The 13,991-nt window shown below is 60.5% G+C and carries 13 protein-coding genes; 9 read left to right on the forward strand and 4 right to left on the reverse strand.

Annotation, left to right across the window (positions count from 1 at the left end; all coding sequences use genetic code 11):
• Positions 1–215: 215 nt before the first annotated feature.
• Entirely contained in the window at positions 216–1,538 is a 1,323-nt protein-coding gene (locus tag D8U69_RS11440; RefSeq protein ID WP_130907320.1) for a contractile injection system protein, VgrG/Pvc8 family, read from the forward strand.
• Positions 1,535–2,338, forward strand: a complete 804-nt coding sequence (locus D8U69_RS11445; RefSeq protein WP_130907321.1) for a DUF4123 domain-containing protein — start codon at positions 1,535–1,537, stop codon at positions 2,336–2,338. Before D8U69_RS11440 ends, D8U69_RS11445 begins: the two co-directional genes overlap by 4 nt.
• Before the next feature lie 43 nt (positions 2,339–2,381).
• Here D8U69_RS11445 and D8U69_RS11450 read toward each other — a convergent pair whose 3' ends face one another.
• Both D8U69_RS11450 and D8U69_RS11455 read right to left on the reverse strand, forming a co-directional pair.
• The gene (locus D8U69_RS11450) at positions 2,382–3,728 is read right to left on the reverse strand and encodes an MATE family efflux transporter (RefSeq protein WP_130904387.1); all 1,347 of its coding nucleotides are present in this window, start codon (positions 3,726–3,728) and stop codon (positions 2,382–2,384) included.
• A gap of 70 nt (positions 3,729–3,798) precedes the next feature.
• Entirely contained in the window at positions 3,799–4,092 is a 294-nt protein-coding gene (locus tag D8U69_RS11455) for a hypothetical protein (protein WP_056852475.1), read from the reverse strand.
• Between the two features lie 169 nt (positions 4,093–4,261).
• Between D8U69_RS11455 and D8U69_RS11460 the strand changes: the two genes are divergently transcribed.
• From D8U69_RS11460 to D8U69_RS11485, 5 genes are all read left to right on the forward strand, one after another.
• Positions 4,262–4,564: a MazG-like family protein gene (locus D8U69_RS11460; protein WP_056852476.1), complete on the forward strand. Its 303-nt coding sequence runs from the start codon at positions 4,262–4,264 to the stop codon at positions 4,562–4,564.
• Entirely contained in the window at positions 4,564–5,313 is a 750-nt protein-coding gene (locus D8U69_RS11465) for a methyltransferase domain-containing protein (protein ID WP_056852477.1), read from the forward strand. Before D8U69_RS11460 ends, D8U69_RS11465 begins: the two co-directional genes overlap by 1 nt.
• 12 nt (positions 5,314–5,325) lie before the next feature.
• Complete coding sequence (locus D8U69_RS11470; RefSeq protein WP_056852478.1) at positions 5,326–5,946, forward strand: DUF4136 domain-containing protein; 621 nt, start codon at positions 5,326–5,328, stop codon at positions 5,944–5,946.
• Positions 5,947–5,991: 45 nt separating this feature from the next.
• Positions 5,992–6,549, forward strand: coding sequence for a DUF4136 domain-containing protein (locus tag D8U69_RS11475; RefSeq protein WP_056852479.1), 558 nt, complete (start codon positions 5,992–5,994; stop codon positions 6,547–6,549).
• Positions 6,550–6,766: 217 nt separating this feature from the next.
• Complete coding sequence (locus D8U69_RS11485) at positions 6,767–8,701, forward strand: pilus assembly protein TadG-related protein (protein WP_130907322.1); 1,935 nt, start codon at positions 6,767–6,769, stop codon at positions 8,699–8,701.
• Positions 8,702–8,735: 34 nt separating this feature from the next.
• Here the strand turns inward: D8U69_RS11485 and D8U69_RS11490 are convergent, their stop codons facing one another.
• Entirely contained in the window at positions 8,736–11,477 is a 2,742-nt protein-coding gene (locus tag D8U69_RS11490) for an ATP-binding protein (RefSeq protein WP_130907323.1), read from the reverse strand.
• On the reverse strand, positions 11,474–11,914 hold the full coding sequence (locus tag D8U69_RS11495) for a TadE family protein (RefSeq protein ID WP_056852482.1): 441 nt from the start codon (positions 11,912–11,914) through the stop codon (positions 11,474–11,476). Before D8U69_RS11495 ends, D8U69_RS11490 begins: the two co-directional genes overlap by 4 nt.
• Positions 11,915–11,989: 75 nt before the next feature.
• Between D8U69_RS11495 and D8U69_RS11500 the strand changes: the two genes are divergently transcribed.
• Complete coding sequence (locus D8U69_RS11500) at positions 11,990–12,460, forward strand: A24 family peptidase (RefSeq protein WP_056852483.1); 471 nt, start codon at positions 11,990–11,992, stop codon at positions 12,458–12,460.
• A 117-nt stretch (positions 12,461–12,577) separates the two neighbouring features.
• Positions 12,578–13,369: a response regulator transcription factor gene (locus D8U69_RS11505; protein ID WP_130907324.1), complete on the forward strand. Its 792-nt coding sequence runs from the start codon at positions 12,578–12,580 to the stop codon at positions 13,367–13,369.
• Positions 13,370–13,991 lie beyond the last annotated feature (622 nt).

Genomic DNA, 13,991 nt, shown 5'->3' on the forward strand with positions numbered 1-13,991 from the left:
TCAGGTTGTCTGAAAATTTCCCGTTCGCTACGGAAATTTCAGATGACCTGGTGCGGCGTTTCTCTTTTTTCAAGCGAAGCGGCCTACGTCCTCGGCTATCCAAGTCATTTGGTCTTCTTTTCGCGTAGGTCATTTCCTAAGTTGTACTTCACCTCTCTACTCGGCCATGGCTCTCGGCGAGAATCCCCGGCCGCCCCTCCTGTAGAGAATCGCCGATGTTCGATCCAGTCAACGAACCTGACTTCCGTCTGGACGTAGCAGGTCTGTCCGACGCTTTCGAGGTCCTGGCCTTTACCGGTAGAGAAGCCATCAGCGAGCCGTTCGTGTTCGACGTGCAATTGCTGATCGAAGACCCCGCGCTCGACCTCGCCAGCCTGCTGTACCGTTCGGCTTCCCTGCACTTCGGGCCGCAGGGCAACCGTGTCCATGGTCAATTGCAGGAACTCGTCCAACGCGACCATGGGTCAACGCTCAGACTCTGTCACGTGCGTCTCGGCCCGAGGCTGGCGTGTCTGGCGCAGCGCTTCAGCCGGCGTATTTTCAGCGCGAGGACAGTGCCGCAGATTCTCGATCAAGTGCTCAGGGAGCACGGCATTGTCGGACAGCAGCGGCGTTTCGAACTGCAGGGCGATTACCCGCTTCGCGACTACTGCACGCAATACCGCGAATCGGACCTGCAATTCGTTCAACGATTGTGCGCCCAGCAACGGCTTCATTATCACTTTGAGCACCGGGCGCACGGGCATTGCGTGGTGTTTGCCGATGGGCAAGGGCATTTCTGCAAGGGCCAGGCGGTGGATTTCCGCCCCGAAGGCCACCCACCGGCTGTGCGCCGTTTCGAGGTGCAGCGTTGCGTGGACAGCACCGCGCAGACTGCGCAAGGTCACTCGGACCTGCCGACGCTGCGCAGTGGTCAGCTGATGCCGTTGTCCGGTCATCCGGTCCGCCAGTGGAATCATCTGTGGTTGCTCACTCACGTCGAGCATCAGGGCAGTCAGGATCCGCGGGTGCCTTACAGCAATCATGTGCGGGCGGTGCATTGGCAGGCATCGTTCGAGCCACCCCGTTGTGTGGATAAACCCCTGATGCACAGCCTGCAACGTGCATGGGTGGTGGATGTCGATGAGTCCCGTCCCGACCCTTCCCGACCGGTGGCGGTGCAGTTTGACTGGGTCTATCAAGGCGAGGGGGCAGCGCCGAGCCACTGTTGGTTACCGCTGGCGCCGGAACTGCAAGCCGTCGGCGTCGGGTCGCTGAGCGAGGGCGCGGAGGTGGTGGTGAGTTTTGTCGAAGGCGATCCGGATCAGCCGATGATTACCGGCGTCATTCACCTGCCTGCCCGTGACGACACCGGGCAGCAGGCGCAGGCATCCATCGTCGACGACGCCCTGCCGGAAGGCGTGCAGGACTGGTTGCGTTCAGGCGAGCCCTTGCTGTTGCTCTGTCTGCTGCCAGGCGGCGGTAGTTTCAATCATTGTGCGCAGACGATCTGTACCTGTCGGACGTTGACACAACCTGGCTGGAGCGGCATCGCATGATCGACGTGCACATGCCCGATCCGATCGCACAATGGTTGCTCTTGGACAGATCGGGCGCACCGCAGGCGAGTATGACGTTGCAACGCACTCTTGCCGAGGCGTCGCAGTTTTCATTGTTCGAAGGGACTGAATGGCATGCACTGAAAGATCACGGTCCGGTGTTGGTCGACCTGCGGACTTGCCCGGCACTGGCGGACACTTGCCGACACGACGCACACCAATGGCAAGGTTTGTTGCTGACCAGTGAGGCTTGCGCCACGCCATTGCTCGCGCACTTGCGGCGCATGCTGACGGTCTCGTTCGGCCTGCATCATCGGGCACTGCTCAGCTACTACAACCCGCAGACCGCCAGTTACTTCTTCGATGCCTGCGATGCCGGGGAGTTGACTCGCTGGTTGGGGCCGATCAGTCAATTGCGCTGGTTCGGCGGGACTTGGGCTGACCGGGCGATTGGCAGCCAGGGTTGGCAGCAGTTGCTCAACCCGGGGCTTGCCGTGCGTCCTTTGGCGCCAGAGGAAGACCTCAGCCCCCGGCAACGGGAAAACCTGCAAACCTGTCTGCTGGAGCAGCATGCCTGGCGCTGGAGCCAGGCCACCGGCTGCGAATATTTTCGCTTGTGGTCGCATCTGCAGGAGGGGCTGGCGCTGGGCTTCAGCGAGCGGCCGGTACTCGATGGCTGGTTGTGGTTGCGCTTGCAATACCACGGGGCCGTGCCCCAACTGCCGCTGGTGGGAAACACCCAGCAGGAGCGCCTCGATGACCTGCGTAGCCGCTGGCAGGGCGACGAGCCTCGAGCATGACATTCGAAGTCAAAATCGCCTGGTTGCCGAGCACAAACCCCTCTCAATGAGCGCGGGCGAACCAGCCGTCGTGGCGGCGCAGGCGCCAGGCAATGGCCCCGAGAGTCAGGCTGCGGAGCAACATGAACAGCAGAAAAGTTATCCACAGGCCATGGTTGCCAAACCCTTGCAGCGCCCAAGCGAATGGCACCAGCAAAGCCACGGTCAGCAGCATGCCGTTACGCATTTCACGGGCACGGGTGGCGCCGATGAACAGGCCGTCGAGCAGGTAGCTCCAGACGGCGATCAATGGCAGCGCAGCGAGGTAGGGCAGATACATGAATGCGGTATCGCGCACGCTGGCAATGTCGGTCTGCATTGCGATGAACAGGTGCCCGGCCAACAGGAACAGCACGGCGAAACCCAGGCTCGCCAGCAACGACCAGCCGCAAGCCACCACCAGAGACCGACGCAGGGCATCGCGGTCGCGGGCACCGATGGCATGCCCACACAGGGCTTCCACCGCGTGAGCCAGGCCATCGAGCGCGTGGGCGGTCAGCAGCAAACCGTTGAGCAACAGGGCGTTGGCCGCGACAGTGGCGTCGCCCAACCGCGCACCTTGTACGGTGATCAGGAAAAAAACCGATTGCAGGGCCAGGCTACGGATAAAAATGTCGCGGTTCACCGCCAGCAACGGGCGCCAGCTCTGCCACAAGCCCAGGGCCGCCCAGACAATGTGACCGGGGTAGGCGCGCAAGGCCTGGCGGGTCATCAACAGGCCGATCAGCGCGCCGGTCCATTCGGCAATCACCGAGGCCCGGGCCGCACCGACCACGCCCCATTCCAGGCCAAGGACAAACCACAGGTTCAGGGCGATATTCACCAGGTTGGTGCTCAGGAGAATCACCAGTGGCGCCCGGGCGTTTTGCGTACCGAGGAACCAGCCGACCAGCGCATAACTGGCCAACGCTGCGGGCAGGCCGAACAACCGCGTATGGAAAAACTCGCGGGTCATCTGATCCAGCTCTGCCGACGGCTGCATGAAGTGCAGTGCGGCCCCGCTCAGTGGTACGCCCGCGACACCCAGGACAATCGCCAGCCCCATTGCGAGCAACAGCCCCTGCAACAAAATCTGCCGCAATGCCGCACCGTCCCCACGTCCGGCAGCCTGCGCGGCAAACCCGGTGGAACCCATGCGCAGAAAACCCATGGCCCAGGCCAGGAAGGTGTACAGGCTGGCCCCGACCGCAACGGCACCGAGCTGATGGGCGTGGGGCAGGTGACCGATGACGGTGCTGTCGACCAGTGCCACCAGCGGTACGGAAATATTCGAGAGAATCATCGGCGCTGCCAGCGCCCAGACCCGGCGATGGGTAGGACGGTCGCGCCAGTCGGCAATCAGCTTGGACATGCAGGCTCCTTGGAGGAGCGGGCATTGTAGCGACACATGTGCATGTGCCGCGATTCAATGTGGGAGGGCGTCAGTGCATGATCCAGCTAAGCAACCACAACCCCAGCATCAACCAGATGATCCCCATGATGATCGACGCATTCATGAACGCGCGGATCGCCGACCACAGCAGCACCAGCCCGAGGATCAAGACAACGATGCTGATGATCGAGGTGTCCATGCCCAGCGCGCGGGACAAGCCGTCGACAAAATTGCTGCTGGCGCGGCTCACCAGTTGGAACAGGCCGCTGAGCGCATCAACGATGAAACGGATGACAGAACCAATGGCTTGACCGAGCCATTCGAAAAAACCTTCTACCTGCATGGAATGAGCGTCCTGATGAGTTCGAGCGTTGGGCCATTGATCGCGGTGGCGAGTTCCCCACAAGCATAGAGTGTTGTGCATGACCTGTGGAAGCGAGCCTGCTTGCCGATCTTTGTCACTTGCCTTCACCTGTGATCCCCCCGAAGCTATACGCCTTCAGGAGAGCCCGATGAACCTTGTTGAATTGACCGAACGCCTGCACGCCATCCGTGACCGCAATGACTGGCAGCCATTTCACAGCCCGAAAAACCTGGCCATGGCCGCGAGTGTCGAAATGGCCGAGCTGGTGGAAATTTTCCAGTGGCTGACCGAAGACCAGTCGCGGCAGTTGCCCGCTGACAAACTGGCCCATGCCGGCCAGGAAATCGGCGACATCGTGCTCTATCTGCTATTGCTGTGCGGGGAGTTGGGGCTGGACATGAATGACGTGGTGCGCAGCAAACTGGCCGACAGCGAGCGGAGGTTCAGCTGATGAGCGACCGTCATTTCGATCAACTGGCGACCCGTTTCGCGGAAAAAATCTACGGCGGTGCCAAAGGCGCAATCCGTTTGGCGGTGCTGCAGGCCGATCTGGCCGAAACCCTGCCGGACCGGCCATTGCGGGTGCTGGATATCGGCGCCGGTCTGGGCCACATGTCGTTGTGGCTGGCCGAACGCGGGCATCAAGTGACGCTGGCCGAGCCCGCCGAACCGATGCTCGAAGGCGCCCGCCAGCGTTTCGCCGAAGCCGGGCAAACCGCAACGTTCATTCAGGCGCCGTGGCAGGATCTGCTGGGTCAATTGACCGAACCTTACGATCTGGTGCTGTGCCACGCGGTGCTGGAATGGCTGGCCGAGCCCCACGCGATCCTGCCGGTGTTGCATCAATTGACCAAGGCCGATGGCTGGCTTTCCCTGGCGTTCTACAATCGCGATGCGCTGATCTATCGCAACCTGCTCAAGGGCCATTTCCGCAAGATGCGCAAGAACGACATGGCCGGCGAGAAGCAGAGCCTGACCCCGCAACAACCCCTTGATCCACGGGAATTGGCGGCGCAACTTGAAGGTCTGTGGCAGGTCGAAACCCAGAGTGGAGTGCGGGTTTTCCACGATTACATGCCGGTGGAGTTCCAGGCCCGCGCCGAATTGGTGGACTTGCTGGAAATGGAGCTTGCCCACCGTCGCCACCCAAGCTTTGCCGGGCTTGGGCGTTACCTGCACTGGATCTGCCGGCCGGTCTGATCGGAGCGCAAAATGAAAACTCGTTCAGGGTTGCTGCTGTTATGTCTGGGTTTGGCTGCATGTCAGGGCAGCAATCCGTATGTGGCGTCCTCCAAGCCCCTTCCCCCGGCGCCAGCGCAGGCGGCCAATACCTTTGATCGCAGCGCCTACCCGGCACCACCGCGTGACTATGGGCGCTATCGCAGTTGGGCCTGGCTCAACGGACAAATGCCGCCGGGCACTGCATGGGCCGATTCGGCCCAAGTTGCCGAAGCGGTCAGCAGCGCGCTTGATCAACGCGGCTTGCGCCCGTTGCATGACAACCGTCCGGCGGACCTGTTCGTCAGCGCCGACTTGCGGATGGAAACCCGTTTGCGCCAGGTTCGTGACGATTACTACGGCGGTGGCTACTACGGCGGTTATGGCGGTTACAACCGTTACGGCAATGGCTACGGCGCCTACACCGCAGTCCCGATCGTCCGCACCTATCAGGAACAGGTCGTGGTGGTGCAAGTGGATTTATACGATGCACAAAGCGGTCAAGCCGTGTGGAGTTCCAGCGCTGAAACCAGCAATCGCGGCACTCAGAGTGAGCAGGTGGATGCCATACGCAAGGCTGTAGAAAAGGCGCTGTCGGCGTATCCTCCCAGTTAGATAACAAGCCATTCGCAGGTTCATGTCTTCAACCGGAGAATCATCATGTTCCGCCGTTTCGTTTTACTGGCAGTGGCCGCACTGCTCAGTGCCTGCGCAGCCAACCAGGTCAATCATGACTTCGACGCCAGCCGCGACTTTGCCGCCTATCACAGCTGGAGCTGGAAAGAGCCCGTCTTGCAATATCGCCCCGATGATCCACGGATCAAGAGTGACCTGACCGAGCAACGCATCCGCCAGTCAGTGACCGATCAGCTTGATCAGCGCGGGTTGCGCCCTGCTGCCACGGGTGCCAAGGCTGACTTGAATGTACAGACCTATCTGATTGTCGAAGAACGCCAGCAACAGATAACCACCAACTACGGCGGCGGTTATGGCAACCCGTGGAGCGGCTACTGGGGCGCGCCGATGTACAACGAGACCCGGCTCGTCTCATACAAGGTCGCCACGATTCAGATCGACCTGTTCGACGGCAGGGACGGCAAACTGGTGTGGCGCGGCAGCGACGAACAGATACTCAGCCGCACGCCCAATCCAGCCGATCGCAGCAATGCGATCCACGAAACCGTCACCCGGATACTGTCCAACTATCCACCCCGGTAAACACCCCACAAACCCTGTAGGCGCGAGCCTGCTCGCGATAGCGGATTGTCAGTCGACACAGAGGCTGACTGATCCAACGCCATCGCGAGCAGGCTCACGCCTACAGGGTTTTTTGTTGTCTTGGCTGGCGAGTTGCCAGCAGCCTCGTCAACCCTTGTCTACACTGCCTTGACCAATGGAGGTAGCGCTCGGCAACGCGCCGGCAAAGGAGTGCGCCATGTCTCCCCGCATGCAGTTTCGCGGCCCGGCCCGGCAACGTGGGGCAATCGGTTTGATGGCCGCCGCCACCCTGGCGATAGCGCTGGGGTTCACGTTGCTGGTGATCGACACTGGCAGGCTCTACATGGAACAACGCAAGTTGCAACGGGTGGCGGATACCGCAGCGCTGGAAGCCGTGAGCCGCGATGGCAATTGCAAGTCCGGGCAGAGCGCAACCATCTACGCCAGCCAAAGCGCAACACGCAACGGCTTTACCGTGACCGCGGACAACACGCTGACTGCCAGTTGCGGCACCTTGCAGACCGGCGCGGATAACCTCCGTGCGTTCGTAGTCGACGCCACTAAAACCGCAGCCGTTCAAGTCATCGTCAGCCGACCTGTCAACACCAGCATCGCAGCCGGCATTGGTGCGTTGCTCTCCGGTGGGCCGGTCAGCCTCACGACCCGGCTCAGCGCCACCGCCGTCGCCGCCGAACCCAAGATCACCCTGGCCCAATTGAGTATTCGCAGCACGTTGTTGAGCGTCGACAGCGCAAGAGCAAACCTGTTGAACCCCCTGTTCTCGACGTTGTTGGGCGGCAATGTCAACCTGACCGTCGGCGGTTGGGACGGGTTGGTCAAGACGGATATCAACCTGCTGAAATTCATGGACCAGCTCGCCATCGAACTGGGCGTGTCCGCCGGGAACTACACCGCGCTACTGAATACCCAGGGTTCCGTGACCCAATTCATCAAAGCCGCCGCCAACGTGGTGAACCTCAACGGCGCTACGGCGCAGGTCAAGACCGCGCTGGCCAATTTGCAAGTGGCGGCCACCGGCGCCTCGCCGATCAAGCTGGGGGATTTGCTGCAATTGCAAACCGGCACGCAAGAAGCGGGGCTCGACGCTACGGTGCAGCTGTTTCAATTGATTCAGGGTTTTGTCCAACTGGCCAACAAGAACAGTGCGGTGATCGCGACGTTGCCCGTGAATGTCTTGGGGTTGGCTGGGGTGTCGACCCGCATCAAAGTGATTCAGCCGCCGCAGTTCTCTGCTGTTGGCGACCCGGCGCTGGCGAAAGTCGCGCCGCTGGGAGTGAACAGGATCTATGTGAGCACGGCGCAGGTTCGTGTATTGGTGTCGGTTGATCTGTCGCTGATTGATGCGGTTATTCAGGTGGTCAATGCGGCGCTAGATGTACTAATGGATACGCTCAATGCGGTGCTGAGGGTTAGTTGCCTATCTGGAAGCTGTACACAAACTGACTTCAGAGTTCTAACCAGCTTGCGGAAGATCGACGTCGGTATTGAGGCCGGTACAGGCAGCAGTTATGTGACCGACTATTCCTGCGCCAGTCCCAACAGCAAGAGTCTCACCGCAACCACCAATATTTCAGCCGTGAAAGTTAAAGTTGGCCTGATTGATGATGCGATCTGGCTCTCGTCCTCACCGGCTTCAAGTTTGTCGCCGTTGCCTCTTGTCGATATCGGCTCGAAAACCTGCAGTGGCAACATTCTGAGTTTGACCTGCGGTCCGCGCACTCCTTTCGGCGGCGGTGGCAGCGAGTTCATGATCGACAGCCCGATTGCCGGCAAAACCGAACCCAATTACACCTTTGTTAATCCCCATGAAATCAACGTCTCACCAGACCCGACGCATCCGGTCTCGGTGTCCGGAGTGGTGGGCAGCCTGAAAGGGACGCTCGGCGGGGTCACGCTGATTCAACATGCACCCGCCATTGGCAGTCTGCTGGGAGGCTTGTTGAGTACGTTGCTGTCGACGCTGTCTGACGTGGTGAGCTTGTTGATCACCGCCATCAGCGGCCTGCTCGCGCCGCTGGTCGACCCGATTGTCGACAGCCTGCTGCTGAACCTGGGCATCGACGTCAACAAGGTCGACGTCGGTTTCAATCTGACTTGCGGCGAAAAAGGCAAAGCCTATCTGGTGATTTGATCCGAGGCGCCCCCTTCGCGGGCAAGCCTCGCTCCTACAGGGTAGGTGGCACAATCGGCAGCTCGATACAGAACCGTGCGCCCTCGGTCGAATTCCTGACGCTGAGTTTGCCGCCCATGTTCTCGACAATGCCGTAACTCACCGACAACCCCAGGCCCGTGCCCACGCCCACCGGTTTGGTGGTGAAGAACGGTTCGAAGATTCGCTCGAGCAATCGCGGGTCGATACCGCCACCATTGTCCTCGACCCACAGCCGCACCGATTGCTCGTCTCGCTCGGCGTACACCGCAATCCAGGGTTTGAAATCTGGGTTGCTTTCGCGTTTGCCGAGCAACGCATCCCGCGCGTTGACCATCAGGTTGATCAGCACTTGTTCAAGCTGATCGACATACCCGCGTACCTGTACTTCAAAAGCGCTTTCACTGATTCGCAAATCAACGCCCTTGCCGCGCATGCCTTCGGCCAGCAATGACAGCGTGCCTTCGATGGCCTGGGCCGGGTTGAACGGGTGTTGTTCGATCTCCGAGCGGCGGCCGAACACGCGCATGTGATCGACCACCCGCGCGGCGCGTTGCACCTGCGTGTCGATGCGGTTGAGCTTGTCGGTCAGGTAGTCGACCTGCACATCGCCGTTGCTCAGGCGTTTAAGCACATTGACGATGGCCATGCGCATCACGTTCAACGGCTGGTTGATTTCATGGGCCAGGCCGGTGGCCATTTCACCCAGCGTGGCCATTTTCGCGCTTTGCGTGAGCTGTTGCTGGGAGCGGCGCACTTCGGTGTTGTCGCGGCCAACGGCCTGAACTTCGAGCAATCGGCCCTGCGCGTCGAACACCCCGCGATCCGACCAGACCCACCAGGCGTGCTCGCGGCCGGGCAGTTGCAGATTGATTTCCGCGGTGCTCACCGGGAACTCCGGGCTCAACTGGCCCAAGCGCTGGAGGAACGCTTCCCGCTGTTCAGTTGACATCCAACTGCCCAGATCGACCCCCGGTAATTGCTCAGGCGCGCATTCCAGATAAGTCGCCAGCGGCCGGTTGCCGAAGGTCAAGGTCAGGTCCGGCCGGTAGCGGCAGATCATTGCCGGTGAGTCTTCCACCAGAATCCGGTAGCGCTCTTCGCTCTGTTTGACCTGCTCGGCGGCCAGGGTGACCTCAGTGACGTCCAGCCACAGGCCCACGGCTTCCACCGGCAGGCCCAAGTCATCGCGCAGCAATTTGGCTTCGTCGAGGATCCAGTGGTAATCACCGCGATAATCACGCAACCGATAGCGCACGCTGATCGACCCTTCGCGCAGCAGCGAACGGCTACGTTCGAAGTAGCGGTCTCGGTCGTCGGGATGAACCTTGTCCACCAGCGCGGCACCACCACAGTCGTCGAGTCCCCAGCCGAGCAGCGGCAGCAGGCTGTCACTGTAAAACGTCGGTTGCAGCGCGCCTTCGACATACTGCTGCACGTAAATAACGGCAGGGGAACTGGCGATCAGATTGTCCAGCCGGGCATGGGCGGTCGCGGCCTGTTGCTCCTGGTTCTTGATATCGCTGATGTCGAGCATGAACCCCACCACACGGCGGTTTTTGCCCATACCCACAGCCTGGCCTTGCAGGCGATACCAGATCGGCGTGGCCGTCGAACCCGGGCGATGCAAACGCACGCACATCAGCAAGGGGACGCCTTCGTCCTGTAAGGCTTGCAAGCGACTGCGCAATTCTTCGCGGTCGGCGGGATGCACCAGATCAAGCCATTCGTTTGACGGCAAGCGGGCATCTGCAAGGTTCAGAGCGTCGGCGAGCGAAGGGGCCAATTGCACTTGGGCGCTGTCGCTGAACATCTCCCACCAACCCGTGCCGAGCAGCGCTTGCAGCGACTCCAGACGCTCCAGTTGCAGATGGTGGTGGTGCTCGCGCAGGCGTTCCAGCAACGGACCGGCGAGGGCGGCGGCGAACTGAAGCCAGTCTCGGTCACTGACGTCCGGCGCCCGCTGCTGTACCGAATAGCAACCGCACAGCAGCCAGGCGACCACGCCCCGGGCATCGTGATAAGGCACGGCGAAACCCTCGGCATTGGCGAAGATCGCTTGCAGGCGCGGGTGTTCAATGGGGCTAAGCGCCTGCGGTGCGGAGCCGTTCAAACTGTCGAGGCCGGTGCCCAGGCGCTGAGCGTTTTGCCACAATTGTGGCCCGTCGAGCCCCGCATAGTGCTGATGAATCTGCCAGCCCTGTTCTTCTTCATCGAGCAACGCCAGGGCGATGCACGGGATGTGAAAACGCTGGGCCAGGCTTTGCAGTTGATCGGTCAGTACATCGGGTAAACGCGACAGACTGCACAGGCGCAATTGCTCACCGATCTGCACCGCGAGCAACTGGCATTGCTCGCGCAGACGTGATTGTCGACGGTCGAGGAGCAAGTCACCGATGTCCAGCAGTTGCAGCAACCAGGCGTCGGCCAAGGGTTGAATCCAGCCGCGCAAATGCAGGGGGTGGCCGCTGAGGCTGTAAAAGTCCAGGTCCAGGTTCTGGCCTTGCCAGTCTGCGGGTGCGCCCTCGACCACCAGACTGCAATGGGGCAAGAGAAAATCGAGCAGGTGCGGCGCTCGCGCGGTGGGCGTCTGTTGGGCCAGCGAATGCCGCAACGGGCCGGTCAAATGCAGCACACGACCTTCGGCATCCAGATGCATCTGCAAGCCGACGCCCATGCCTACTGGCTCCGGGAGAGGTTGCGGCACGGGTGGATGGCGATTGAGCAGACGCCCGAAGAGCTTGTCGCCGGCACTCAAAATTGCAGGCTCGAACTGGCGGTGAGTGTGGCTGGCAAGTTCGGCACCTGGCCGATCCCCGGCAAGGTCAGAAACGGGATGACGGCACTCAATTTGGTGGTCGGGTAGTTGATACTGACCTTCAGCACGCCGGCGGTGTAGGTCGTGGTCGCATCCGTATCGACATTGAAATTCAGTGCAACAGGAATCCACGCCAATTGGCGGCTCAGTTCGTCTTTGACCACGGTCTTGAGTGCGGCTTCATAACCGGGTGTGTTCGGGTCCAGCGCCACACTTCGGCGCACGGCTTCGGCAGTCGACTGGTTGAACGACTGCATCAGCAACAGCGGCAGGCTGTAAGTGACGATTGCGTAGAACACCGCGAAAAAGATGACGAACACCAGGGCGAATTCAATCGCCGCGGCGCCTTTTTGTTTGTGGGGGAGGCTGGTTTTCATGAGTGCGTCTACCCTGACCATCACGAGGTAATGTCAGCATAGAATCATTCAGCCAAAACGGACGTTTTTTACCGGATGCAGAGTATTGTCCTACTGATCTGGCTGGCACTGTGCGCGGCGCAGGATGCACGGCAACGGCACATCGCCAACAGTTTGACCCTGGGCGCAGGGGCTTTTGCATTGGCGTATCTGCTGTGGAGCGGCAGCACCTGGCTGGGCGCGCCGGCAGAGCAGGGTGGCTGGGCGGCATTGCTCGCGCTGGCTTTCACCTTACCCGGTTACGCCATGCGAAAACTCGGCGGTGGTGATGTAAAACTCATGATCGCCCTTGGGCTGGCGACCGACGGTCGGCATGTTTTAGGCGTGTTTATCGGTGCAGGATTGGCCAGTGTCGTATGGCTGCTGCTGGCGCCAAGAGTCTGGCTTCATTTCGGTCAAGGGCTTAGAGATCGTTTGCTGTACTTGGAGCCTGGAATGTCAAAAAAACAGCCCTTTGCGCCCTTCCTGTTGGTGGGGTTGCTGTTGACGTTTGCCTGGCTCCGCTAGTCATTCGGTTTTGTACAGAGTCGAAAAGTACGACTACTTTCATACAACAAGTAGCTGTACAGCCAGCGGCTGCATGTACAGGAACGGTCAGCCTTTTGACCTTGCAGGGAGTTGCACGTGAACAAGCGTATCTCAGCAGTAAAAGTCCTTGTGGTCGACGACCAGCCATTGATCGTTGAAGAACTCTGCGAATTTCTCGAGAGCAGCGGCTACCGTTGTGTACCTTGTGAGTCCGCTCATCAAGCCATCGAACGTTTCAATGAAGACACCGACATCGGTCTGGTGCTGTGTGATTTGCACATGCCTGGGCTGGACGGGATTCAACTGGTTCAGGAGCTGCAACGCCTGTCCGGCAAGCACCGTGCATTCGAAGCGATCATGCTCACCGGGCGTGCCGACAAGCAGGACGTGATCAAGGCACTGCGAGCCGGCATTGCCGATTACTATCAGAAGCCGATTGACCTGGGTGAGTTGCTCGAAGGCTTGCAGCGCCAGGAAGTGGCCTTGCAGGAGCGGCACAAGACGTTGCAACTGGGGCATCTGAACCAGAAGTTGCAGTATTTGTCGGAATCGATCGATGACCTGTATCAGGACCTGGATCGGGTTCGCCGTGCTCCGTTTGTCTCAGGCACTGCGGATTCAGAAGACGGCGCGGTCAGTGAGGCTGACCGGGAGGAGATCCCGGCGATTTTCAATCAGCTGTCGCCTCGGCAGCTGGATGTGGCGCGGTTGGTGGGCAAGGGGCAGACCAATTATCAGATTGCCTGTGAGTTGGGGATTACCGAGAACACGGTGAAGTTGTATGTGTCGCAGGTGTTGCGGTTGACGCATATGCATAATCGCACGCAGTTGGCGTTGGCGTTGTCGCCGAGTAATTCGGGGATGCGGCAGAGGGTTACGGCGCATTGAGTTTTGCTGGTCTTTCACTGAACAAACTGTGGGAGCTGGCTTGCCAGCGATGGCGCCCCGCCAACCAATCAATCTCTCCCAGATGCACCACAAATCCAATTGTGGGAGCCAGCCCTGCTGGCGATGGCGGCCTGACAGCCGACCGGGATTTTGATCCAGTGCATATCCGTTGCTGCGGTAACGGCCGCTTATGGTTTCGCCCTTACGGCGACTCCCTTTGGCAAACGCCGGAGTGCCGGCCCAGCCCAAAGGAAGCAAAGGTCTCGCCCCTTACGTACGGTCCCTCGCTAAAGCTCGGGATTCCTTCGCTCCGGCGTTCATCCGGGGGCATCGCCTCCGGTCTGCTTCGCGACGACCTCCTCTCGATGTGTGCGGCTGCGCCGCACGGCGCTGCGCGCCCACCCCCGGATAAACGCCTCCACTCAGCCTGCCGATGGGGCGGGTGAATCAAGAGGGCCGAGGCGGCCTACCGGCCGGCCTGTTTGTCTGGTTTGTACGCATTCCAAACTGTAGGAGCTAGCCCTGCTGGCGATGGCGGCCTGACAGCCGACCAATCTCTCTCAGCCACCCCAATCCAACTGTAGGAGCTAGCCCTGCTGGCGATGGCGGCCTGCCAACCAAC

The organism is Pseudomonas sp. Sample_16 (genome assembly GCF_004307665.1).
Lineage (GTDB): Bacteria > Pseudomonadota > Gammaproteobacteria > Pseudomonadales > Pseudomonadaceae > Aquipseudomonas.

Excerpts from the sequence above, each read along its gene's own strand:
- D8U69_RS11445 (WP_130907321.1), top strand. The coding sequence starts at position 1,535 with ATGATCGACGTGCACATGCCCGATCCGATCGCACAATGGTTGCTCTTG.
- D8U69_RS11460 (WP_056852476.1), top strand. The coding sequence starts at position 4,262 with ATGAACCTTGTTGAATTGACCGAACGCCTGCACGCCATCCGTGACCGC.
- D8U69_RS11475 (WP_056852479.1), top strand. The coding sequence starts at position 5,992 with ATGTTCCGCCGTTTCGTTTTACTGGCAGTGGCCGCACTGCTCAGTGCC.
- D8U69_RS11455 (WP_056852475.1), bottom strand. The coding sequence starts at position 4,092 with ATGCAGGTAGAAGGTTTTTTCGAATGGCTCGGTCAAGCCATTGGTTCT.
- D8U69_RS11500 (WP_056852483.1), top strand. The coding sequence starts at position 11,990 with ATGCAGAGTATTGTCCTACTGATCTGGCTGGCACTGTGCGCGGCGCAG.
- D8U69_RS11495 (WP_056852482.1), bottom strand. The coding sequence starts at position 11,914 with ATGAAAACCAGCCTCCCCCACAAACAAAAAGGCGCCGCGGCGATTGAA.
- D8U69_RS11470 (WP_056852478.1), top strand. The coding sequence starts at position 5,326 with ATGAAAACTCGTTCAGGGTTGCTGCTGTTATGTCTGGGTTTGGCTGCA.
- D8U69_RS11485 (WP_130907322.1), top strand. The coding sequence starts at position 6,767 with ATGTCTCCCCGCATGCAGTTTCGCGGCCCGGCCCGGCAACGTGGGGCA.
- D8U69_RS11450 (WP_130904387.1), bottom strand. The coding sequence starts at position 3,728 with ATGTCCAAGCTGATTGCCGACTGGCGCGACCGTCCTACCCATCGCCGG.
- D8U69_RS11440 (WP_130907320.1), top strand. The coding sequence starts at position 216 with ATGTTCGATCCAGTCAACGAACCTGACTTCCGTCTGGACGTAGCAGGT.
- D8U69_RS11465 (WP_056852477.1), top strand. The coding sequence starts at position 4,564 with ATGAGCGACCGTCATTTCGATCAACTGGCGACCCGTTTCGCGGAAAAA.